At 72.3% G+C, this 22428-nt stretch carries 18 protein-coding genes and 2 pseudogenes; 14 read left to right on the plus strand and 6 right to left on the minus strand.

The window, feature by feature from the left end:
* Positions 1–263 precede the first annotated feature (263 nt).
* Positions 264–461: a hypothetical protein gene (locus G6R25_RS26605; protein WP_235947898.1), complete on the minus strand. Its 198-nt coding sequence runs from the start codon at positions 459–461 to the stop codon at positions 264–266.
* Between the two features lie 893 nt (positions 462–1354).
* Between G6R25_RS26605 and ctaE the strand changes: the two genes are divergently transcribed.
* From ctaE to qcrB, 4 genes are read left to right on the plus strand one after another with little or no spacing between them, the layout of a single operon-like run.
* A complete protein-coding gene (gene ctaE / locus G6R25_RS09170; protein ID WP_136447354.1) occupies positions 1355–1993 on the plus strand; it encodes an aa3-type cytochrome oxidase subunit III in 639 nt (212 codons plus the stop codon).
* A 5-nt stretch (positions 1994–1998) separates the two neighbouring features.
* On the plus strand, positions 1999–2904 hold the full coding sequence (gene qcrC / locus G6R25_RS09175; RefSeq protein ID WP_163552630.1) for a cytochrome bc1 complex diheme cytochrome c subunit: 906 nt from the start codon (positions 1999–2001) through the stop codon (positions 2902–2904).
* Positions 2901–4235 carry a cytochrome bc1 complex Rieske iron-sulfur subunit gene (qcrA, locus tag G6R25_RS09180; RefSeq protein WP_163552631.1) on the plus strand — a complete coding sequence of 445 codons (1335 nt, stop codon included), beginning with the start codon at positions 2901–2903 and terminating at the stop codon, positions 4233–4235. Before qcrC ends, qcrA begins: the two co-directional genes overlap by 4 nt.
* Positions 4232–5839: a cytochrome bc1 complex cytochrome b subunit gene (qcrB, locus tag G6R25_RS09185; RefSeq protein ID WP_136447357.1), complete on the plus strand. Its 1608-nt coding sequence runs from the start codon at positions 4232–4234 to the stop codon at positions 5837–5839. The genes qcrA and qcrB overlap by 4 nt, the downstream gene beginning before the upstream one ends.
* A 94-nt stretch (positions 5840–5933) precedes the next feature.
* Here qcrB and G6R25_RS09190 read toward each other — a convergent pair.
* Positions 5934–7687, minus strand: a pseudogene (locus G6R25_RS09190) (DEDD exonuclease domain-containing protein); the annotation flags it as partial.
* Between the two features lie 244 nt (positions 7688–7931).
* On the opposite strand from G6R25_RS09190, the gene G6R25_RS09195 reads away from it, so the two are divergent.
* On the plus strand, positions 7932–8345 hold the full coding sequence (locus G6R25_RS09195; protein ID WP_136447358.1) for a VOC family protein: 414 nt from the start codon (positions 7932–7934) through the stop codon (positions 8343–8345).
* A gap of 95 nt (positions 8346–8440) precedes the next feature.
* A complete protein-coding gene (locus G6R25_RS09200; RefSeq protein ID WP_136447359.1) occupies positions 8441–8836 on the plus strand; it encodes an HIT family protein in 396 nt (131 codons plus the stop codon).
* A 73-nt stretch (positions 8837–8909) separates the two neighbouring features.
* On the opposite strand, the gene G6R25_RS09205 is transcribed toward G6R25_RS09200, so the two are convergent.
* A complete protein-coding gene (locus G6R25_RS09205) occupies positions 8910–10094 on the minus strand; it encodes a DUF4352 domain-containing protein (protein ID WP_235947900.1) in 1185 nt (394 codons plus the stop codon).
* A 465-nt stretch (positions 10095–10559) separates the two neighbouring features.
* Between G6R25_RS09205 and G6R25_RS09210 the strand changes: the two genes are divergently transcribed.
* From G6R25_RS09210 to G6R25_RS09220, 3 genes are all read left to right on the plus strand, one after another.
* A complete protein-coding gene (locus G6R25_RS09210; protein ID WP_163552632.1) occupies positions 10560–11870 on the plus strand; it encodes an NYN domain-containing protein in 1311 nt (436 codons plus the stop codon).
* A 411-nt stretch (positions 11871–12281) separates the two neighbouring features.
* On the plus strand, positions 12282–12527 hold the full coding sequence (locus G6R25_RS09215) for a hypothetical protein (protein ID WP_163552633.1): 246 nt from the start codon (positions 12282–12284) through the stop codon (positions 12525–12527).
* Between the two features lie 82 nt (positions 12528–12609).
* Positions 12610–13740 (plus strand): glycosyltransferase family 4 protein, encoded by a 1131-nt coding sequence (locus tag G6R25_RS09220; protein WP_163552634.1) that lies wholly within the window; start codon positions 12610–12612, stop codon positions 13738–13740.
* A 31-nt stretch (positions 13741–13771) separates the two neighbouring features.
* Here G6R25_RS09220 and G6R25_RS09225 read toward each other — a convergent pair whose 3' ends face one another.
* Entirely contained in the window at positions 13772–15577 is a 1806-nt protein-coding gene (locus G6R25_RS09225) for an AMP-dependent synthetase/ligase (protein WP_163552635.1), read from the minus strand.
* 300 nt (positions 15578–15877) lie between these two features.
* Here G6R25_RS09225 and G6R25_RS09230 point away from each other — a divergent pair.
* From G6R25_RS09230 to G6R25_RS09250, 5 genes and pseudogenes are all read left to right on the plus strand, one after another.
* A pseudogene (locus G6R25_RS09230) lies at positions 15878–16644 on the plus strand (metallophosphoesterase family protein).
* A gap of 154 nt (positions 16645–16798) precedes the next feature.
* Complete coding sequence (locus G6R25_RS09235; RefSeq protein WP_163552636.1) at positions 16799–17233, plus strand: SRPBCC family protein; 435 nt, start codon at positions 16799–16801, stop codon at positions 17231–17233.
* A 6-nt stretch (positions 17234–17239) separates the two neighbouring features.
* On the plus strand, positions 17240–18454 hold the full coding sequence (locus G6R25_RS09240) for an ArsA family ATPase (protein WP_163552637.1): 1215 nt from the start codon (positions 17240–17242) through the stop codon (positions 18452–18454).
* Entirely contained in the window at positions 18451–19110 is a 660-nt protein-coding gene (locus G6R25_RS09245; protein ID WP_163552638.1) for a hypothetical protein, read from the plus strand. The genes G6R25_RS09240 and G6R25_RS09245 overlap by 4 nt, the downstream gene beginning before the upstream one ends.
* Before the next feature lie 191 nt (positions 19111–19301).
* Complete coding sequence (locus tag G6R25_RS09250; protein ID WP_163552640.1) at positions 19302–20225, plus strand: ROK family glucokinase; 924 nt, start codon at positions 19302–19304, stop codon at positions 20223–20225.
* A gap of 6 nt (positions 20226–20231) precedes the next feature.
* Here the strand turns inward: G6R25_RS09250 and G6R25_RS09255 are convergent, their stop codons facing one another.
* Both G6R25_RS09255 and G6R25_RS09260 read right to left on the minus strand, forming a co-directional pair.
* Positions 20232–21497, minus strand: a complete 1266-nt coding sequence (locus tag G6R25_RS09255; protein ID WP_163552639.1) for an ornithine cyclodeaminase family domain — start codon at positions 21495–21497, stop codon at positions 20232–20234.
* A 250-nt stretch (positions 21498–21747) separates the two neighbouring features.
* Positions 21748–22428: hypothetical protein (locus G6R25_RS09260; RefSeq protein ID WP_205446997.1), on the minus strand; the 681-nt coding region annotated here is incomplete at its 5' end.

Raw genomic sequence — 22428 nt, forward strand, 5'->3', positions numbered from 1 at the left:
CCTGGCCGGGTGGCCCGTTCGATCATCCGACCGACGTCCCCGACCGGGCCGATCCGCCCGGTCGGGGATTGACCTGGTCGGGGATTGAGGTCCGCGGGCTCGCTTGCGCGGCTGCTTTGGCCGGCCACACGCCTTCCGCCTGGGTGTGAGGCCGGCCTCGGTCGTCTGGAAAACGGACTGCGCCAGCCCGGCGAGACCCACGGCGGCGGTCGTCGTCGCCGGGCGCGATCGCCGATGTGGGCTGACGGTTCGACCTGGTGCCGTCAACTCTCGGTGACTTCTTGGCCGGCGGGCGGCGAGGCCAGCGCCTGCCATCCGAGGTAGGTGACGGGCAGCCGCATCTCCAGGCCCGTCATCCGGGCCCGCTCCTGGGCCACGGCCAGGATCGTCGGGACCGTCTGGCGAGTCACTGCGAGCCGCTGGCCAAGCCGTCGGACCTCGTAGCCGTCTCGTTCGACCACGGCCCGTAGCGCCGCTTCCCTTGCCGTTTCGGGGGGACGAATCGGACGCCGAGGCCCCCAGAAAGGCAAGGAAGTGCCCGCAGCGCCATCGGAGGCCGACGCTTCGGCGGCGTCGGGCGCGTCGGGGAGCTCGTGTGCGTCGGGGGGCTCGGCGTAGGACGAACAGGTGGCGGAGTAGCACGGGAGTGCTGGGTGGATGGCCGGTGGCGGCCAGGGCGGCGAGTGCCGGACCCTCACCGGCGGCCGGATCGAACGACGAGGCGAGGACGGCGAGTGAGCCGTCGTCGACCAGGACCGGCGCCGCGGTGCGCCCGGCCTGCCAGGGCCATCGCATCGGCAACCTCGACTTCCTTCCGACCACCGAGTCGGCGGGCACGCGATCGGCTCGCCGTCCGTTCTCCATCTGCCGTCCCTTTCCGCGCGGCGAGCGTCCGGTCGAACGCAGCGGCGCCCACGATCGTCCTGACGCGCCGCTCGATCGTCCCGACTTGCCCGTCGATCGTCCCCGACTCGCCCGCCGTCGGCGTCTGCCTGGGTGCTCGCGGCACCCGAAAGGCGCCTTGAACTGCCGTTTCGATCGGCGGAGGCGATCGCAAGACACGCGGGCGGCCACGTGGGCCGGGCCGTCCGGCCCGGGTTCGCCGGGCCGGGCGGCCCGGCTCCTGCGGTGGACGTGCGATGGGTGAGGCACGCAACATCCGCCGGTAGGGTGCCGGCCGTCATAGTTTTTCAGCCTCCGCCGCCGCGCCCCGAGGACCTGCGGTTTCGGCTGCGGCGCAGCGATTTGTGCGGTCGGTGGGGTGGTCCACACAGCGGCTGGGACCGGTCATCGACGAGTCGTAGTCCTACCGAACGTCGAACCTACGGTGGCGCCTGGAGCATCGCGTGCCAGAATGACCGTCGTGGCCTCAGCCCCCGTCCTCGAGAAGGCTCCTCCACCACACCCGACGGCCAACCGTCCCTCGATGGTCTCGGTCGGCACGGTCGTGTGGCTGTCGTCGGAGCTGATGTTCTTTGCGTCCCTGTTCGCGATGTACTTCACGATCCGTTCGGTGAACAGCGGCAACTGGCCGCCGACGACGGGTGATCCCGTCGGTTCCGGACACGGTCCCGTGGAGTTGCACGTCGGGTACGCACTGTTCTTCACCGTGATCCTGGTGCTGTCCAGCGTCACCTGCCAGCTCGGGGTGTTCGCCGCCGAGCGCGGTGACGTCTTCGGACTGCGGCGCTGGTACCTGATCTCGCTGCTCATGGGCCTCGTCTTTGTCGGCGGCCAGGCGAACGAGTACTTCGGCGAAAACAAGTTCACGATGGCCTCGCATGCCTACGGCTCGGTGTACTACCTGACCACCGGGTTCCACGGGTTGCATGTCATCGGTGGCCTCGTCGCCTTCGTCATGGTGCTGGGTCGATCGACGTTCGGGCGCTTCACGCCGGAGAAGGCGACATCGGCGATCGTCGTGTCGTACTACTGGCACTTCGTCGACGTCGTCTGGATCGCCCTGTTCGCGACCATCTACCTCCTCCAGTGAGCGACATGACTGAAACCTCGGGCACACCGTCGGACCCGCCGCCGGACGCGCCGTCGGAAACCTCGTCGGACCCGGCGCCGCGCGAGGTCGCGACGCCGGTCGCCACCACGAAGCGGTCCGCGCGTAAGCGTGGTCCCGCCGCGCGCCGGCGCCGGAGATCCTCCGTCCTCGTCCTCGTGTTCGGCCTGCTGGCCACCGGGGTGCTGTGGACGATGCTGGCTCCCACCGGCAACGCCGCGCAGACGGCGGACGCCAACGAGGCCGTCCGGCAGGGCCGCGTCCTGTACCAGAAGGGCTGCGGCACCTGCCATGGCTTGGGCGGCGGGGGCTCCACCACCGGCCCCAGCCTCGTCGGCGTCGGCGCCGCCGCGGTGGACTTCCAGGTCTCGACCGGGCGCATGCCGCTGGCCGCCCCGGCCGCGCAGGCCGACCGCAAGCCGCCGGTCTACTCGGCGACGCAGATCGACCAGCTCGCCGCGTACGTCGCCAGCCTCGGTGGCGGACCGGCGGCGTCCAAGGTCACCGACAAGGAGCTCAGCGACGCCGACCTGGCCCACGGCGGCGAGCTCTACCGTGCCAACTGCGCGCAGTGTCACAACGCCAGTGGCCAGGGTGCTCCGCTGACCTACGGCAAGTTCGCGCCTTCGCTGAGCGAGTCCACGCCGAAGCAGGTCATCGAGGCCATGCGCACGGGGCCGGAGTCCATGCCGGTCTTCGGGGACCGTCAGCTCAGCGACGAGGACGCCGTCGCCGTGACGGCCTTCATCAAGCACATGAACGAGACCACGAGTCCTGGCGGTTTCAGCCTCGGTAAGTACGGTCCGGTGCCGGAGGGGCTGCTGGCCATGCTGGTAGGCATCGGTGGCCTGCTGGCCGTGTGCCTGTGGATCGGAGCGAGGCAGAAGGTATGAGTGACCAGACGGGCCCGGGGACGCCGGGACCGGCGGGCTCGGGCGGAGGGGACCAGCCGGGCGACTCCGTCCAGGAACGCGTGCACTACGCGGGCTACCAGGGTGAGCCGGCCGACAAGTCGGACCAGGATTCGATGAGCAGCATCTTCAAGCGGGCCAAGCACCCGGTCGACACCTCGGGCGCCCCTGTCGGGGGGTCGGGGATCTCGGCCGGGGGCCCAGACGTCCCGGCCGGCACCTCCGACGGCCCGGAGGCCCTGGGCACCCCGCCGAACCAGACGGACTCCACCCGCGATCCCGAGACCACGGTGATGCGGACCGGTGACGCCGGGGTGGCCCAGCCGACCTACGGCACGCACGCCGGCGGCGGTGGCGGGCTCACCTTCCGCCCGCCGCGGGCCGAGGACGTCGACCGCCGCGCCGAGCGGCGGGCGGAGCAGCTGATCGCCTGCTGGTTCCTGATCTCGGTGGTCGGCACGGTGGGCTTCGTCATCACGAACTTCGTCGGTGACAAGCACCAGGCGTACTACACGCCGTGCCTCGGCTCGGCGCTCGGCCTGGCCGTCGGCGGCCTCGGCATCGGCATGATCCTGTGGGCCAAGCGGCTCATGCCGCACGAGCAGGCCGTCCAGGAGCGCCACGAGTTCACCTCCCCCAAGGAGGAGATCGCGGTCACCGAGGCGGAGATCACCGCCGGCTTCGCCGACACCGGTCTCGCCCGCTTCCCGCTGCTGCGCCGCACCCTGCTGGGCGCCGGCACCCTGCTCGGCGGGCTGGTCGTGGTGCCGCTGCTGAACCTGACCAACTCCAAGCCGGGCAAGAAGCTCGACCACACCTCCTGGGCGAAAGGCTCGCGCCTGGTCACCGAGGACGGCCGCCTGGTCAAGCTCGGCGACATCTCCATCGGCGGCATCGAGACCGTCTTCCCGGCCATCCCGGTGACCGAGTCGGACGGCACGACCACCTACAAGCCGAAGACCGACGTGCACACCAAGGCAGACAGCACCACGATCCTCATTCGGCTGCCACCGGGGTTGGACCGGCCGCGCAAGGGGCGGGAGAACTGGTCCGTCGAGGGCCTCGTCGCCTACTCCAAGATCTGCTCGCACGCCGGTTGCCCGGTGAGCCTGTACGAGCAGCAGACCCACCACCTGCTCTGCCCCTGCCACCAGTCGGTCTTCGACGTGCTGGACGGCTGCCGGGCGATCTTCGGGCCGGCCAGTCGGTCGCTGCCGCAGCTGGCCATCGCCGCGGACGCCGACGGATTCCTCTACGCCCGCAACGGTGACTACGACGAGCCGGTCGGTGCCGCCTTCTGGGAGCGCTCATGACAACCGCATCCCCACCGGAGTTCGTCAAGCGGCCGACCCCGGTCCGCAAGGCCAACCGCGCCATCGACGAACGCTTCGGCACCCAGCCCGGGTTGCGGCGCAACCTGAACAAGGTCTTCCCCGACCACTGGTCGTTCATGATCGGGGAGATCGCGCTCTACAGCTTCATCGTCCTGCTGCTCACGGGCATCTACCTCACGCTGTTCTTCGACCCGTCGAACACCGAGGTCATCTACAACGGCTCCTACGTCCCGCTCAAGGGCGTGGAGATGAGCCGGGCGTACGCCTCGACGCTGGACATCAGCTTCGACACCCGGGCCGGACTGGTGTTCCGCCAGATCCACCACTGGGCCGCGCTGATCTTCGTCGCGTCGATCGTCGTCCACCTGTTCCGGGTGTTCTTCACCGGCGCCTACCGCAAACCGCGCGAAGTCAACTGGCTGATCGGGGTCGGCCTGCTGATCCTCGGCATCCTCGAGGGTTTCGCCGGCTACTCGCTGCCGGACGACCTGCTCTCCGGTACCGGTCTGCGGATCGCAGCCTCGATCGCCCAGTCCATCCCGATCATCGGGACGTGGGCGTCGTTCCTGGTGTTCAATGGCGAGTTCCCGGGCGATAATTTTCTGCCCAGGCTCTACGTGATCCACATTCTGCTGGTACCCGGTGTGCTGCTCGCCCTCATCGGCGCGCACATGGGCATCCTGTGGCACCAGAAACACACAGACTTCCCCGGCCCGGGCAAGACCGAGCACAACGTCGTCGGCCACCGGGTGTTCCCGGTGTTCGCGGTGAAGTCCGGCGGGTTCTTCATGATGGTCTTCGCCATGCTCGCCCTGCTCGGCGGGCTCGCGCAGATCAACCCGATCTGGATGTTCGGTCCGTACGACCCGTCGAAGGTCTCCTCGGCGTCCCAGCCCGACTGGTACATCGGCTTCCTCGACGGCTCGACCCGACTGATGCCGCCGTGGGAGTTCCGCGGCCTCGGCCATACCGTCCCGGCCGTGTTCTGGCCGACGGCGGTCCTGCCCGGCATCCTGTTCACGCTGCTGGCGCTCTACCCGTTCCTGGAGGCCAGGTTCACCGGCGACACCAAGTCGTACAACCTGCTCCAGCGGCCCCGGGAGGCGCCGACCAGGACCGCGCTCGGTGCGATGTCGATCAGTTTCTACCTGGTCCTGTGGATCTCGGGTGGTAACGACGTCATCGCGAAGACGTTCAGCATCTCGCTGAACGCGATGACGTGGGCCGGCCGCATCGGTCTGATCATCGTCCCGCCGATCGCCTACGCGATCACCAAGAAGATCTGCCTCAGCCTGCAGGCGAAGGATGCTGAGGTCGAGCATCACGGCATCGAGACCGGCATCATCCGCCAGCTGTCCAGCGGGGAGTTCGTGGAGGACCACCGGCCGAAGCCGACCCCGGTGCCCGACCACCCGCAGGTTCCGAATGACCGGTTCGCGCTGCCGTCGGCGAACGGCCACGGGGACGGCGAGGGCAAGGGCCTCGCCCGCCGCGCCGGTAAGGCGGTGAGCGGCTTCTTCGTCGAGGAGAAGGAGACCGGCCCCGGCGGCCCGAGCACCCCGGTCGGCGGCGGTAAGCACTGAACGACCGCCACTGATCCGTCAGCGCTGAGCTGACACCGGCCGCGGGGCCGGTCCGCCTTGCCGGCGGGCCGGCCCCGCGGCCGGTGCCGCCGGCGGGGGAGCGATGTACGTCGGCGTAACGCAGCGCGGCGCGGGTGGCGCCCGCCGCCGGCCAGCTCCACTCGCCGTCGAGGCGCACGAGCCGCACCCCGGACCCAGCCAGCCAGCGGGCGATCCGCTCGGTCTCCTCGACGGAGGCGCACGGCGCGGGACCCGGCTGGGGTTGCACCGTCTCAGCGCTCGCGACCGCGGCGTCGACCCAGGGACGCGGGTCGACTCCCGGGGCCACGCTGATCGCGGAAACCAGTCGGCCGTGGCGAACCACGGCCAGGTCCCAGCCGGCCTGCGCGGTCGGCGCCGCCGCGACGAGCTGCGGGACGCGGGTCAGTGCGGCGAGTCGCTGACCGCGGGCGGCGGCGCGGACGAACGCCACCATCCGATCGCGGTGGACGGCCGCCTCCTCGTAGCGCTGCTCGCCGGCCAGGCGGTCGATGCGCAGGGTCGACGCGGCGATGACCGGCCCCGGATCGCCGGTGATCGCAGCCCGGGCGGCGGCGACGTGGCGGGCGTAGGCGGCGACGTCCTCCCGGCCGTCCGCAGGGCGCACCGCACCTGCCGAGGTCCGCCAGGGCGCAGGCGGGACGGTGGACACGCGGCGAGAGCCGACCGGTGCACTGGCGCAGCGGCACGGCGGCGAGCAGCGCGTCGGCCGCGTCGGCCGCGTCGGCCGCGTCGGCCGCGCCGCGGGCGCTGGCGAACGGACCGAGGTAGGTCGCCTCGTCCCGGGTGGCGCGGACCTGGGACAACCGAGGGAACGGCTCGTCGGTGAGCTTGAGGTAGACGGTGCGCTCCGGGAAGCGGGAGCGGCGGTTGTACGGCGGCTTGTGCTCCGCGATCAGCCGCAGTTCCCGGACCTCGGCCTCCAGGGCGTGTGCGCAGCCGATGGCATCCACCCGCTCGGCCAAGGCCACCATCTCGGCCATCCGGGTGCGGGGCTCGCTCGCCGTGAAGTAGTCGCGCACCCGGGACCGGACCGAGCGAGAGGTGCCGACCTAGAGGGCCCGCCCGTCGGCGTCGCGGAAGATGTAGACCCCCGGCCCGGTCGGCAGCCCGTCGGCGAGGTGGCGCTTGCGGCGCTGGGCCAGCGAGACCCGGGCGCTGTACTCGTGCAGCTCCTCCAGCGTGCGCACGCCGGCGTTGCCGAGCCGCTCGAACAGCCCGTGCAGCACATCCACCGTGGCCCGGGCGTCGGCCAGCGCGCGGTGGCAGGGCTCGGTCGAGCTGCGGAACAGCCGGGCCAGCGAGGCGAGCCGGCTCGTCGCGGCTGACCAGCCGCCGCGCCATGCGCAGGGTGTCGAGGTGCTCCCAGACCGGCGGCGGGTAGCCGCATCGCTGCACCGCCGCACGCAGGAAGCCGAGGTCGAACGGCGCGTTGTGGGCGACCAGCACGGCACCGCGGGCGAACTCCAGGAACGTCGGCACCACCTCGGCCTCCGCGGGGGCCGAGGCCACCATCGCGTCGGTGATCCCGGTGATCACCGACACCATCGGCGGGATGCCCACGCTCGGCCGGACCAGGGTGGACATTTCCGCGAGCACCTCGCCGCCGCGCACCCGCACCGCGCCGATCTCGGTGATTTCGGCGGTCGCCGCCGAGGTCCCCGTCGTCTCGAGGTCGACCACGACGAACGTCAGGTCGGACAGCGGCCGGCCGAGTTCGTCCAGGCTGGCCTGGCGGTGCCCGGAGACGCCCTCGGGGAGGAGGCCGGCGTCGGCGGTGGTGGGGCGGTCTGCGGGGTCTGGACGCACGGCGTCACGGTAAGCCTCGCCGCCGACAGTTTCGCCGCGGGTCGACCCTCGGACTCAGAGGCAGGGGCCGCGGGGCGCCCGCGGCGGATGGAGATGGGCCCGCATGCGGGCGTCATTGTGGCCGGCGTGGGGCTGTCTTGTGCCTCGGGCGGCGCCACGCCGGAGACACGCGGCGCCACGCCGGAGACACGCGGCGCCACGCCGGAGACACGCGGCGGCAACTCGGCGGGCCAACCCGCCTGGAATGCGAAATCATGCGCAGGTGGCGTGGTTTGAAACGAACGGTATTCGGGTGGGGCGAGTCGCAGTGGACTGCGCGAACGTGGAGGTGATGGTCCGTTTCTGGTCCGCCGCGCTGGGTTACGAGGTGGATAGGCGTGACGACGACGCGGCATTGCTGCGCCACCCCGCCGGTGCGGGGCCGAAGCTGTTGCTGCGGCCGGGGGCCCGCCGCGGCGGGGGTCCCAGCCGGCTGCACCTGGACCTCTACGCGGTCGACGCCGAGCGGGTCATCGGCTGGTTGTCCACCCTTGGCGCTCGCCGGGTCAGCCGGTACGACGACGACGGGGAGCGCGGGTACGTCCTGTCCGATCCGGAGGGCAACGAGTTCCGGGTGATGACGGCCGGTCCGGCCGGCTTCGCCCGGCCCTACGTCTGATGACCGCGCAGGCGTCGGGCGGCGGATCGGGCGTCCGCCGCGGCCGCGCCCGCCGGCCGGCCCGTGCAGGAGCGTGGTCGGTAGGGTCGTGAGTCATGCCGAGCGTTTTCACCCGGATCATCAACGGCGAGCTTCCCGGGCGCATCGTGTACTCCGATGAGTACACGGTGGCGTTCCTGACGATCGCGCCGATCCGGCCGGGCCACACGCTGGTGGTCCCGCGTGCCGAGATCGACCACTGGATCGACCTGCCCGACGATGTCCAGACGGCGCTGTGGACCGCCGCCGCGACGGTCGGTCGGGCCATCGACGCCGCCTTCCGGCCCCGGCGGGTGGCGGCGCTCGTCGCCGGGCTGGAGGTGCCACACGTGCACGTCCACCTCCTGCCCATCGAGAACGAGTCGCAGATCGACTTCGCGCTCGTCGACCACAACCCGGACTCGGTCGAACTCGACGCCATCGCGGAACGGATCCGCGCCGCCGTCGGCTGACACCCCCGTCGGCTGACACCGAGGCCAGGCGGGTCCAACGGGGGTCACCCCACCCGGCGCGCCCGCAGCGGGCTCAGAGCTGGAACTTGGCCGGGCTGACCGCGAACAGCGGCTCCCAGTTCAGCAGGCCGTGCCCGGGCGGCGCGTCGATCACGACGTTGCCGCGGACCTTCTGGCCGGCCTTCACCGTCGACGCGGACAGCCGCGGCTCCACGTCGACGTAGCTGCCGTCGTACCGCGTCCCGTCCGGCGTCTGGACGTAGAAGTCCGACGGGGAGGCGGACGTGTCCCCGCGGGTCACCTCGACCGTCACGTTCAGCACGTAGTAGGAACCCTGGTTCGGCGGGTCGCCGTATTCGGTCACCTTTCCGGTGGTCGAGCAGACGCTGTTCAGGGTCACTCGGGCCTCGAAGTCGCTGACGGAGGAGTTCGCCTCGCCGTTGACGGTCCCCGAGCCGCCGATGTCCGCCGCGCCGGCCCCCGGTGCACCCTGCGGGGTGACCGCGACGCAGTCCGAGATGCCGATCGGCCCCGCCGTGGTGACGCTCGGCGCGGCTGCCGTCGGTTCCGGACGTGCAGGTGCGCTCAACGACGGTGCCGGTACGGGCGCGGTGATGTCGTCCGAGTCGTCACCCCCGACCGCAAGCGCGATCACCACCCTGAGGACGATCGCGGCGACGACCGCCAGCGGCACGACCACGAACAGCGGGTTGCGGCGCCGCTGCGGTGGCGGGGGTGGGGCGCTCTGCTGCCAGCCGCCGCCCTGCTGCCAGCCTCCGGGCGGGTTTTGCTGGTAGGGACCCTGCCCGCCGGGGTAGCCGCCCGAGCCCTGGTAGGCCGCGCCACCCTGGTACGCGTCGGCACCGGTGGGAGGGTAGCCGCCCTGGGGCCAGCCACCCTGCTGCCCCCAGCCCTGCTGGTTGCTGCCCGGCTGTCCCCAGCCCTGCTGGTGGTCGAGGGTCGGCTGGCCGGCCCCGGGCTGCCCCCAGCCGGCGGGACCCGCCGCCGGACTGCTGCGGAGGCGGCCAGGACTGCTCCGCGCCGGGGCTCGGGTCCGTTCCCCACTGCTGCCCGCCGTCGGAGCCGGCGGCGGCGGGTCCGACGCCCTGCGGTCCGCTCGCGGAAATTCCGCCCTGCGCTGGGGTGGTGCCGGTGGACCAGGCGAGTCGGGTCTGCTCGTCGGACTGGTCCGCCCCGGTGCCCCAGGCCGGGGCGTGCGGGGGAGTCGAGCCGGCCGGGCCGGACTCGGCGCCGCCACTCGGTGTCCCTGTGGGCTGGTGCCAGGGATTGCTTGGCTGCTTCCACGTCTCCTGGCTCCCGTCACCGCCGGGGAGCTGGTGAGGGGGGTTCTGGTCGGTCACGATGGTCCTCTCCGGCGCAACTCGAGCCGCGTTTGGAATAAATTGGGCGTGGGGGAACGCACCACGCGAGGCTACATAAGTCGGCTATCGCATGAGACAATGCCCGCCTTGGCTGGGCTCGCCGGTCGGTGATCCCACACCGGTGGTCCGCGTGAGCCCTCAGAGCTCTCTCGATAGGCTGTACCTTCATCGTTCTTCCCGTCGGCTCCGGAGTCCCACGTGCCTAGCTGTCTGGCCGGTCGGACGAGCCGTCGGAGACGCGGCTCGTCCGATTCCCCGTGTCATCCGGACGCTGAGGAACATTTTTGTGCGCGGTCTGTCCGGACCGTGTCCGTGGCGGTCGCCCCATGCGGGAGTGGGCTGTGACGGGGCCGCTGCCCGCGCCCGTGCGGGAGTACGTCATCGAGCTCGCCGCGCAGACGCTCGCCGATCTGCCGGAGTCCGACGTTCCGCCATCGCTCGTCGCGGTACGCCGGTTCAAGGCGTCCCGGCGGGCGAAGGCGGGCGCGATCCCGCTGGCCGCCGCCGTTGACAGCGAGGTGTTTCGCGGCCGAGTCGCCGAGTGGATCCGCCGGCACCAGCCGGAACTGGCCGAGGCCGCCGATTCCGCCGGTGGGCCGCCGCCGGCCGCCCCGCCGGAGAAGGTCGCCGCGGTGGCCTACCTGCTACGCGTCCCGCACTGGCCCGAACTGGTCGAGCTGGCCGCGGCTGCGGCCGCCGAGGCGGAGGTCCGCGGCCGGGCCGACGAGGCCGAACGGACGATCCGCCGGCTCACCGACCAGCTCGCGGCGAACCAGCGCAGCGCCGCCGGCGAGCTCGGGCAGCTACGCGAGGGCCTCGCCGCGGCCCGCGTCGAGGCGGGGGAGGCCCGGCGGCGGCTGCGGGCGTCGTCGGATCGGATCCGCTGTGCCGAGGAGGCCGCCCGGGAGTCGGTGGCCGCGGCCGTCACGGCCCGCGACGCGGCGCTCGCCGCCGGCCGTGAGGCCGAATCCGAGGTGCGCCGGCTGCGCGGCCGGGTCGCCGAGCTGGAGAGCGCCCTGGCCGCCGCCCGCCGGGACTCCCGGGACTCCCGCAGCGTGGACGACGCCCGCATGCGCGTCCTGCTCGACACGCTTATCGCCTCGGCCCACGGTGTGCGCCGCGAGCTCGACCTGCCGACCATGGTAGCCCGGCCGGCGGACCTGCTCGCCCGCGGCGGCGACGGGCCGAGCAGCGCGCCGCAGGCGTTCGTCGGGGCGCGCGGTCGGCCCGACGACGACCCCACCCTCATCGACGAGGTGCTCGCCGTGCCCGGCGTGCATCTGATCATCGACGGGTACAACGTGACCAAGCGCGGCTACGGCCGGCTCACCCTGCAGGCGCAGCGGGAACGGTTGTTGTCGGGGCTCGGCGTGCTCGCTGGGCGCAACCCGGACAGCGAGGTCACGGTGGTCTTCGATGCGACCGCGGTCGTCGCCCGCCCGGTCGGCGTCGCGATGCCCCGAGGGGTTCGGGTGCTGTTCAGCCGCCCCGGGCAGCTCGCCGACGAGGAGATCGTCCGGCTGGTGCGGATAGAGCCGCAGGGCCGGCCGGTCTTCGTCGTCACCTCCGACCGGGAGGTGGCGGAGAACAGCGCCGCGGCCGGTGCCCGGGCGGTTCCGTCGGCGGCGCTGCTGGCGCGGCTCGACCGCTAACCGCCGCTAACCGAGTAGGTCCGAACCCGGGCGGCGCCGTTTTGCGGTGCGTTTTGTGCGGTCTGAGCGCTGGGATCGTGCGCATCGCACCGCAATCCTTCCCGCGCACCGCAGTCGGCCGTCACGGCTCCTGCAATTTTCAGGATCTGAGGTCCCCGGTCCCCGGTGGTCGGTGGTCGGTGGTCGGGTCCCCGGCGGTCAGGTCCCGGGTCCCCGGTGGTTGGGGTGTCGGGGTCGCCCCACCTCGAGCCGAACTGTCGTCGAGTGGTTCCAGTCAATGCGCCGCGCGCTGTCCGGTCGACCGTCGAAAGTTGTCGGACCCGGGTCCTACCGTCGATCACGTCGGGATATCGGTGCGCGGATTGTGCCGCCGCGGGCCGTCGCCGGCCGGACCTTGGGAAGGTGAGTGCGATGCTGATCGACTGCGACTCCTGCGTGGGCCGCGGCGTCCGGTGCGCCGATTGCGTGGTCACCGTCATGTTCGCCGAGGAGGGCGGGGGCATGGAGTGGGACGCGCAGGAGCGCCGCGCGCTCGCCGTGCTGAGCGCCGCCGGGCTGCTGCTGCCGCTGGCGGAGCTGGCCGGCTCGGTGCTGCAGCGTGTGCCCCGCGGTGCCGCTGAGCGCGGGGCGGCCCGGCCGCCCCGCCGCGCCGGCTGAGCGGCCGCCGTGTCGAGGAGGGGGCGGGCGTGGGGCCGGAGCCGGGCGGTGGCTACCGACCGGTGTGGGAGAACATGGGCGGATGCGCGTACTGACCGTCACCAACGACTTCCCGCCCCGCCCGGGAGGCATCCAGGCCTACGTGCATAACTTCGCGGCCCGGCTGCCGGCCGGCGAGATCGTCGTGTATGCCCCGTCATGGAAGGGCGCCGCGGCCTTCGACGCCGCGCAGAACTTTCCGGTCGTGCGCCACCGGTCCTCGCTGATGCTGCCCACTCCGGAGGTCCTGCGCCGGGCCCGGCAGATCGCCCGCGCGGAGGGTTGCGACACGGTGTGGTTCGGTGCCGCCGCCCCGCTCGCCCTAGTGGGCTCGAAGCTGCGCCAGGACACGGCGGTGGGCCGCGTCGTGGCGAGCACCCACGGGCACGAGGTCGGCTGGGCGGCATTGCCCGCCGCCCGCCAGCTACTGCGTCGCATCGGCGCGACCGCGGACGTCGTCACCTATCTGACCGACTACACCCGGGCCAGGATCGGGCCCGCGCTCGGCGCCCATCCGATGCTTGCCCGCCTGCCCAGCGGCGTCGACGCGGCGTTGTTCCGCCCCGGCGCCGGGCGGGAGGAGACCCGCCGCCGGTACGGCCTGACCGGGCGGCGGGTGGTGGTGTGCGTGAGCCGCCTCGTCGCGCGCAAGGGGCAGGACATGCTGGTGCGTGCCCTGCCGGCACTGCGGCGCCGGGTGCCGGAGACGGCGCTGCTCGTCGTCGGCGGCGGACCGCATCGCGCGGACCTCGAACGGCTCGCCCGGGACAACGGCGTGGCCGAGCACGTCACGTTCGCCGGTTCGGTGCCGTGGGAGGAGCTGCCCGCGCACTACGCGGCTGGCGACGTGTTCGCCATGCCGTGCCGGTCACGGCTCGGGGGGCTGGAGGTGGAGGGGCTCGGGATCGTCTACCTGGAGGCGTCGGCGGCGGGCCTGCCCGTGGTGGCCGGGAACAGCGGCGGCGCCCCCGACGCGGTGCTCGACCAGCGCACCGGCCTCGTCGTCGACGGCACCGATCTCGGCGCGGTGGAGCGGGCCGTCGGGGACCTGCTCGCCGATCCGGACCGGGCCGCGTCGATGGGCGCCGCCGGGCGAGCCTGGGTCGAGCTGCGCTGGCGCTGGGACGTGCTCGCCGCCGAGCTGCGCTCGCTGCTCGCCGGCCAACCCGGCTGACCCGCGGCCCGACCTTGGCCGGCGTGGTGCCTCAGGAGCGGCGGGCGTCGGCGTAGAGGCCCTCGACGGCACCGCCGAAGCGGTCCATCACGAGCAAGCGCCGGACCTTCAGACTCGGGGTCAGTTCCCCGGTCTCGACGGTGAAGTCCTGCGGCAGGATCACGAACTTCTTGATGCTCTCGGCGTGCGACACCGTCGCGTTCGCCGAGTTGATCGCCTGCTGCACCGCGGCACGCAGGTCGGCATCGTCGACGAGGTCCGCGACGCTCGCCCCGGCGGGCTTGCCGGAGCCGTCGCGCCAGTGCTCGAAGGCCTCCTGGTCGATGGTGACCAGCGCCGCGATGAACGGGCGCCGGTCGCCGACGAGCATCGCCTGGCTGATCAGCGGGTGCGACTGGACGACGTGCTCCAGCGGGGCCGGGGCCACGTTCTTACCCCCGGCGGTGACCAGCAGTTCCTTCTTCCGGCCGGTGATCCGCAGGAACCCGTCGTCGTCGAGTGACCCGAGGTCGCCGGTGTGCAGGAAGCCCTCGGCGTCGAGCGCTTCCTTCGTCGCGGTCTCGTTGTTTCGGTAGGCGCGGAACAGCAGGTCGCCCCGGATGAGGATCTCCCCGTCGTCGGCGATGCGGATCGTCACCCCCGGAAGGGGTTGCCCAACGGTGCCCATCCGCACCGAGTGCGGGCGGTTCGCCGCCGCCGGCGCCGAGGTCTCCGTCAAGCCGTAGCCCTCCACGACGGTGAAGCCGATGCCGCGGAAGAAGTGGCCGAGCCGCGGGCCCAGCGGTGCTCCGCCGCTGATCGCGACCCGGGCCCGCCCGCCCAGCGCCGCATGCAGCTTGCTATACACCAGCACGGCGAACAGCCGGTGCCGCAGCCGCAGCAGCGGCCCGGGGCCGCCGCGGTCGAGGGCCTCGCTGTAGGCCACGGCGGTGTTCTCAGCGGCGTCGAAGATGCGGCCCTTGCCCTCGCTGTGCGCCTTGAGCCGCGCGCCGGCGTGCACTTTCTCGAAGACCCGAGGAACGGCGAGCAGAAAGCTGGGCCGCACCTTGGCCAGGTCCGGCAGCAAGGTTCGTGAGTCCGGTGTGTAGGCGAGCTCGTAGGCCCCCTGAATCACGCCCACCTGCAGCATCCGGGCGAACACGTGGGCCAGCGGCAGGAACAGCAGGGTGGCGGAGTCCGGCTCGAATACCTCCGGCAGCATGGCGATGGACGCCTCCGCGGTGAACATCAACGCCCGGTGGGTGATCTCGCAGCCCTTCGGCTGCGCGGTGGTGCCGGAAGTGTAGATGATCGTCGCGAGGCTGTCGGCATCGAGGGACGCGCGCGTCGCGGCGAGGCGCTCTTCGCCGACGCCCGCGCCGTCGGCGGCGAGGGTGGCCAGCGCCCCGTCGTCGAGGATGAGCACGTCACGCAGGGCGGGTGCCTCGCCGCGGACCTGCTCGAGCCGCTCGGCGAGCTCGGCGTTCTCGACGACGAGCAGCTCGATCCCCGCATCCCGGAGGATCCATTCGATCTGGCTCGGGCTGGAGGTCTCATAGATGGGCACGGAGACGGCGCCGGCGGCCCAGGCAGCGTAGTCGACCACGGTCCACTCGAACCGCGTGCGGCTGAGGATCCCCACCCGGGCACCGGTTTCCACCCCGTGGGCGACCAGTCCCCGGGCGGTGGCCACCACGTGATCGCGGAACTCGCCGATCGTCATCCCGACAAACTCTTCGGCCACCTTGTGACGAATCAGTATTTTGTCCGGTCGGGCGGCGGCATGTCGAAACAGGGCGTCCGTCAGCGTCGCATTGTCGGCGATGGTGACCAAGGGCGCAGAGGTGTACTCCCGCACTACATACTCCTACCAGGTGCTCTCGTGCGTCCGACGGATGCCCTCGGGCGTCCGTCGGACGACGCCGCCGCCGAACGGTGGATGTCCGCCCAGGGCACCAGACGTTAGCGGGCGGACCAGATGCTGGCGACCGTGCCGGCAACGACGTGGGGGCGCGGCCCGTCCGCGTACGGATGGTGGCTGCCCGCGACGGGACCGGTCCCGCCCTGCGCGGGTGGGTGTCGCATGGCACTGCGGTGCCGGCCGGCCGGCCGACCCGTCCGGACCGGTTGTCCCTCTTCGCAGCCTAAGCTTCCTGGTATGCGGGTCCACGTGGTGAGCGATGTGCACGGCCGCGCGGACGCCCTGCCGGCCGCGGCCGAGGGCGCCGACGTCTTCATCTGCCTTGGTGATCTCATCCTGTTCATCGACTATCATGATCACAGTCGGGGGATCATGGGTGATCTGTTCGGCGCCGAGGCCGTCGGCCGGATGGTGGAGCTGCGCACGGCGCAGCGCTTCGACGAGGCGCGGGAGTGGTCGCGCTCGCTGTGGGCGCGCTTCGGCGGCGACCGAGCCCAGATCGTCGAGACCGCCTCCGTCGCCAGTACGAGCGGCTGTTCGCGGCCTTCCCCACCCCGACCTATCTGACGTACGGCAACGTCGACCTGCCCCACCTCTACCCTGACTACCTGCGCGACGGCATCACCCTGCTGGACGGGCAGACCACAATGATCGGCGGCTGGCGATTCGGCTTCGTCGGCGGCGGGTTACGGACCCCGATGCACACGCCGTACGAGATCGACGACGACGTCTTCGCCGCGAAGGTGGCCGCCGTCGGCGAGGTCGACGTTCTGTGCTGCCACATTCCGCCGCACCTGCCGGAGCTGGTCTATGACGTCAAGGCCCGGCGCTTCGAGCGGGGCAGCGTCGCGATCCTTGAGGCCATTCATGCCACTCGGCCCCGCTACGTGCTCTTCGGGCATGTTCACCAACCTCTCGCCGCCAGTCTGGAGATCGACGGAACGCGTTGCGTGAACGTCGGTCATTTCAACGCCCGAGGCACCCCGTTCGTCCTCGAGTGGTAGCTGGCCGCTGGGCGAGATTTGGCCCAGGGTCCGGTAGCCTCAGGCGATCGGTCGGGGAATGATCCGGGATCCCGGAGAGATCCGGGTTGCCGGTGGGCCGGCGACGCCGTGCTCCTTCAGACGTGCTTGACGAATGTGGAGGTGCTGCTCTCCCATGGCGGACCACGCCCGATCGACCATCGTCATCAACGCCAGGCCCGCCGCGGTGATGGGGGCGATCGCAGACATCCCCGCCTACCCGACCTGGGTCGGTCAGATCGAGGAGGCCGAGGTGCTCGACGTCGGCCCGGACGGCCGGCCCCGGCGCGCCCGCTTCCGGATCAACGCCGTCGTGGTCAAGGACGAGTTCGTCAACGAGTACGTCTGGTCCGACGACGACCAGGTCACCTGGTCGATGGTCGAGGGGCAGGCGATGTCGTCGCAGGACGGCAGCTACACCCTGAGCGACCGCGGCGACGGCACCACCGAGGTCACCTACGACCTCACCGCCGAGACCAAGATCAAAATTCCGGGACTGCTCCGGCGGAAGGTACAGAGCGGCATCGTGGATGCCGCTCTCAAGGACCTCAAGAAGCACGTCGAGAGCTGAGCGCACGTGCGGTGTGTGCTCTTCACCGGGAAGGGCGGCGCCGGCACCACGACGGTGGCGGCGGCGACCGCGATCCTTGCCGCGCAACGGGGTCATCGCACCCTGGTCCTGTCCGTCGACCCCGCGGCCGGGCTCGCCGGCGCGCTTGACCATCCCATCGGCGCCGATCCGACCCCGCTTGAGCCGGGGCTCACCGGCCAGCAGGTCGACCTGCGCCGCGCCGTCCGCACGCGCTGGCCGGCCGTGCGCGAGGTGCTGGCCGGCACCTGGCCGTCCTTCGACGTCGACCCGGTCGAGCTCGAGGAGCTGGCCTTCCTGCCCGGTGCCATCGAAACGCTGACCCTGCTCGAACTGCGCGACGGCCTGGCCAGCGCTGACCACGACGTCGTCATCGTCGACGGGGGCCCGGTCGCCGGTCTGCTCCGGCTGCTCGCCTTCCCGGAGACGCTGTCGTGGTACTGCCGGCGGCTGCTGCCGCCCGACGGAGCCTTCGCCCGCTGGCTGCGGCCCGGCTTCGGGTGGGCGGGTGCGTTCGGCGGCCGCTGGGGGAACCTCGCCGCGCCCGCCTACGACACCGTCTCCCGGGTGCACCGCGCCGCCGTGGACCTGCGGGCGATCCTCACCGACCACGCGGCCACCAGCATCCGGCTCGTGCTCACCCCGGAGAGCGGGGCACTGGCCGCAGCGCGCAGCAGCCTCACCGCGCTGTCGCTGCACGGGTTCACCCTCGACGGCGTGGTTGTCAACCGGATCTTCTCGTCGGCGGGGGCGGACGCCTGGCGAGCCGGCTGGGCCGCCGCTCACCGCGAGGCGCTCGCCGAGATCACCGGGGCGTTCGCGCCGACCCCGATCCTCCCGGTGGGCTACCGTCCGGGTGAGCCGGTCGGCCTGGAGGAGCTCGCGGCCTTCGGTGCGGCGACCTACGGCGAGCTCGACCCGGCGGGCGTCCTCGGCGCCGCGCCGACCGGGGCCGGCGAGGCGCCGCGGGTCGAACGCACCGAGGACGGGTACGCGCTGTCATTCGGTCTTCCGTTCGTCGACAGCTCCCAGATCGACCTGGCCCGGCTGGGTGACGATCTGATCGTCACCGTCGGGGCGTTCCGTCGCGCGGTCCCGCTGCCCGCGGCGCTACGCCGCTGCGACGTCAGGACCGCCCGGTTGCGCGGCGATCGGCTGGTGGTCTCCTTCGTGCCCGATCCGGACCAGTGGGTGCGGGCATGACCTCCGCCCCGACCGACCCGCCCCGCGGCGGTGCTGGTCCGAACGGCGGTGCTGGCAGGCGAACGACGGACCGCCCACCCCCGCCCGGGCCGCTTGCGGTCGAGGCGGCCCTGCTCGCCGACGCCCTGCGCGGCCTGGCCGGCACCGGATCGGGTGGCCGTCTCTGGGAAACCGTTGCCGACTCCGCCAGCGGTGTCGCCGGCGGCGGTGCGGAGGCTGGCGCGTACTCGTCGGCCGATGCCGACGCCCCCGCGGGCGCGGCGGATATGGGCGCGGCGGATACGGACGGTGGGCCGGACTGCGTCGGCCACGGACGGCCGTGCACATCGTGCCCACTGTGCCGGCTGCTGGCGATGTTTGCCGGAGATCGTCCTGAGGTGGTCCGCCATCTGCTGACCGCGGCGGAGTCGCTGACGGCGGCCTTCCGCCTGGCTCTCGACGCCTACTCCGGTAACGCCGCCCACTCCGGTAACGCCTATCCCGGCGACGCGCACCGCAACGAGACCCACGCCCGCAACGAGACCGACCCCCCTCCTGACCCCGCGTCCCCGGGCGCGGGGCATACCACCCATCAGGGCCCGCGGCCGGGGGCCGCCGCAGGCACCCGTTCCGCCACAGCGCCCAGACCCCGCGTCCAGAGGATCGATGTCACGTGAGCACCATTTTTTCCGGCAGCTCGGATCGTCCCGGCAGCTCGGATCGTCCCGGTAACCCGGATCGTCCCGGTAACCCGGACTCCTCCTCAGCCCGTTCCGCGGGCTCGGACGCCCCACAGAGCCCCCTGCCGCCCGCCACGGCCGAGACGCCGGCCGACAAGGATCGGCGCACCGCGGGCCTGACGATCGGCGTGGACGTCGGTGGGACGAAGGTCGCCGCCGGCGTCGTCGACGGCGCCGGCGTCGTCCTCGCGTCGATCCGCCGGCCCACCCCGGACCATTCGGCGTCCGAGGTCGCGGACACCATCGCCGCCGTGGTCGCGGAGCTTCGCGCCGACTACGAGGTGAAGGCAGTCGGCATCGGCGCGGCCGGCTGGATCGACGCGGACCGCTCAAGGGTCCTGTTCGCCCCGAACCTCGCCTGGCGGGACGAGCCGCTGCGCGACGAGGTGAGTGGCCGCATCGGGCTGCCCGTCGTCGTCGAGAACGACGCCAATGCGATGGCCTGGGCCGAGTACCGGTTCGGTGCCGGCCGCGGCCACCGTGACCTGGTCTGCCTCACCGTGGGCACGGGCATCGGCAGCGGCATCGTCCTCGGCGGCGAGCTCTACCGTGGCGCGTTCGGTATCGGCGCCGAGACCGGCCACCTGCGGATGGTGCCCGACGGCCACCTGTGCGGCTGCGGCAATCGCGGCTGCTGGGAGCGGTACGCCAGCGGCCGGGCGCTGGTCCGGGTCGCCCGCCAGATCGCCGCCTCGGACCCGGCCGCTGCCTCAGCGATGCTGGACGCTTGCGGCGGCGACGCCGAGCGGTTGACCGGCCCGGAGGTCACCGAGGCGGCCCGCAAGGGCGACCCGGCGGCCATCCGCTGCCTGACCGAAATCGGCCGTTGGCTCGGGGAGGGCATGGCAAGCCTGACCGCTGTGCTCGACCCGGACCGCTTCGTCATCGGCGGCGGGGTCTCCGACTCCGGGGAGCTGCTGCTCGGCCCCGCCCGCGAGCGGTTCGCCGAGACGGTGCCGGGTCGCGAGCACCGGCCCCCGGCCGAGGTGGTCATCGCCGAGCTCGGCTCCCAGGCCGGTCTGGTCGGCGCCGCCGACCTCGCCCGGATCTAGCCGGGCTCAGAACCCCGCTCCGCCGGTCCCCGGGCGGGGCGGGCGGAAGTCCGGCACCAGCTCGACGGCGAGCTCCTCCAGGAACAGGCCCGTGTCGGCGACGACCCCGACGGCGTGCGCGCTGGTGCGTTCCGTGAGGGCGTGCACCGTGGTCGGATTCACGTCGACGCAGGCGACCGGGATCGATGCCGGGAGGATGTTGCCGGTGGCCACGGAGTGCTGCGCACTGGCGATCATCACCGCGTAGCCGACTCCGCGCAGCGCCGCGCGCATCGCCCGCTGTCCCTCGACCACGTCGGTGTAAACGTCAGGCAGCGGGCCGTCGTCGCGCACCGAGCCGACGAGCACGAAGGACTTGTTCGCCTTCACCATTGCGTGCATGATCCCCTGGGTGAGGACGCCGGACTCCACCGCGCCCCGGATCGAGCCCTCGCGACGGATCGCGTTGATCGCGCGGATGTGTTGCTCGCTGCCGCGCTGCACTCGGCCGCTGCGCAGCGGCCCGAGGCCGAGCGGGGAGCCGTAAAGCGCGGCTTCCACGTCCAGCGTCGCCAGCGCGTTCCCGGTGAACAGCACGTCGACGTAGCCGGCCTCGACCAGGGCGACGAGCGCGGGCGCGGCGCCGGTGCTGACGACCGTCTGCCCGGCCACCCACAGGACCTGGGCGCCCTCGGCCTTGACCTCGCGGACCTGGCGGGCGATCGCCTTCACGAGGACCGCCTGGGGCTGGGCGGAGCTCGGCAACGGTGCGCCCAGTGCCTCGTACTCGGCGTAGATCCGACTGGAGTGGTCGGTGACGGGCAGGACGACCTTCACGCCGTCCACCCCGCAGACGATCACATCGCCGGCCCGGACGTCCGTCACCGGTATGGTGCGCACTCGCCCCCCCGAGACGACTAGGCCGCAGTCCATCTCGGGGTGTTCCACCGGGACCCACTGGCCGCCGAGATGGACGACGGTCTCCAGGTTGGTGGTCGAGTAGAAGTCCGGCGGGAAGGCGCCGTCGCGGTCCGCGGGCTCGCAGCGCGCCGCTCCCGACTCGACCTTGTTGACGCCGTGTACCTGGATCCGCATGAGGATGCGCATGAGCCGGCGTGGCGTCTCAGCGCCGACGGTGATCACCGCGTGGGACTCGTCGTCGTGGCTGCGTCCCAGGTCGATGTGATCCACCCGGTAGTCGCCGCCGTAGTCCAGCACGTCGTCGAGCACCCGGGCCAGCACACCGGTGTCCATGAGGTGCCCGTGCACCTCAACCTTCTCGTGATAACGCACGCCCAACGCCTTTCCCTTCGGTGCCACTACGACTTGGTCCCACTACGGCTTGATCCCGCTACGACGTCGGTGCCGCTACGACGGCTGCCACGCCGACGTCGCCCGCAGGCCCGGTGCCGCGCATCTGCCCTGCTCTTCCCCCGGGGTGCCCCGGATGTGACCCGTTCCCCTCGTGTGCGCCGGGTCGCGGGGGCGTCGGCGCGGTGTGCGCCTCGGCACGCGGCGGCCAACGCCTGTCGGACCGTCGCGGTCAGATCACCGCGCCGTCGTCGGGACCGTCGAAATCGCTGGGTGGTCGGTCACTCATGCGGGCGACGAGGGTGCCGACCCCACCGAGGATCAGCAGCACGCCGCTGACGTCCTGCGCGCGGGACTGATTGAAGCCGATCAAGGTTGGCACGACAAGAAACACCACCCCGAGGGCGATCGAGCCCAGCGCCCATCGGGTCACCGGCCGGATCCGGGGCAGGGGCGGTGCGGGCGGCGGCACGTAGTGGTCGTACGCCGGGTCGGCCGGGGCGTCCGTCGATCCACCGAGGTCGATCACGACGAAGTCGGCCGGGTCGGCGCTGCCCCCGCCGCCGATGCCGGGTGGATTCAGCCCTGGGGGCGGCGCCTCGTTCAGGCCGGGATTGGTGTGGTCGTCCGGCGTGGGGAGGTCGCTGGGCTCGAACGGCGGGCGCAGGATGATCACGGTCGGGCGACGGGTGTCGCCGATGTCCTCCACCGCCGGCCACCGGCGGGTCTCCGGCTCGTCGTCGAAGTGCGCGATGAGGTCGAGGAAGGCCGCGTCGTCGGCCTCCTGAGACCGGGGCTCGGGCCGCACGGCGGACCCGCCGGGCCCAGGCCGGGGTGGCTCCCCGCCGACCGGGCCGGACGGGCCACCCCCGGCGGGGACGACACCGTCTGCCCCATGCTTCTCCGGGGCCGC

Source organism: Candidatus Frankia alpina, assembly GCF_902806485.1.
Lineage (GTDB): Bacteria > Actinomycetota > Actinomycetes > Frankiales > Frankiaceae > Frankia > Frankia alpina.

What these genes read in the sequence shown, in the direction of transcription:
- ctaE (WP_136447354.1), top strand. Translation starts at nt 1,355, where the DNA reads ATGACCGTCGTGGCCTCAGCCCCCGTCCTCGAGAAGGCTCCTCCACCA.
- qcrC (WP_163552630.1), top strand. Translation starts at nt 1,999, where the DNA reads ATGACTGAAACCTCGGGCACACCGTCGGACCCGCCGCCGGACGCGCCG.
- qcrA (WP_163552631.1), top strand. Translation starts at nt 2,901, where the DNA reads ATGAGTGACCAGACGGGCCCGGGGACGCCGGGACCGGCGGGCTCGGGC.
- qcrB (WP_136447357.1), top strand. Translation starts at nt 4,232, where the DNA reads ATGACAACCGCATCCCCACCGGAGTTCGTCAAGCGGCCGACCCCGGTC.
- G6R25_RS09195 (WP_136447358.1), top strand. Translation starts at nt 7,932, where the DNA reads ATGCGAAATCATGCGCAGGTGGCGTGGTTTGAAACGAACGGTATTCGG.
- G6R25_RS09200 (WP_136447359.1), top strand. Translation starts at nt 8,441, where the DNA reads ATGCCGAGCGTTTTCACCCGGATCATCAACGGCGAGCTTCCCGGGCGC.
- G6R25_RS09215 (WP_163552633.1), top strand. Translation starts at nt 12,282, where the DNA reads ATGCTGATCGACTGCGACTCCTGCGTGGGCCGCGGCGTCCGGTGCGCC.
- G6R25_RS09220 (WP_163552634.1), top strand. Translation starts at nt 12,610, where the DNA reads ATGCGCGTACTGACCGTCACCAACGACTTCCCGCCCCGCCCGGGAGGC.
- G6R25_RS09235 (WP_163552636.1), top strand. Translation starts at nt 16,799, where the DNA reads ATGGCGGACCACGCCCGATCGACCATCGTCATCAACGCCAGGCCCGCC.
- G6R25_RS09245 (WP_163552638.1), top strand. Translation starts at nt 18,451, where the DNA reads ATGACCTCCGCCCCGACCGACCCGCCCCGCGGCGGTGCTGGTCCGAAC.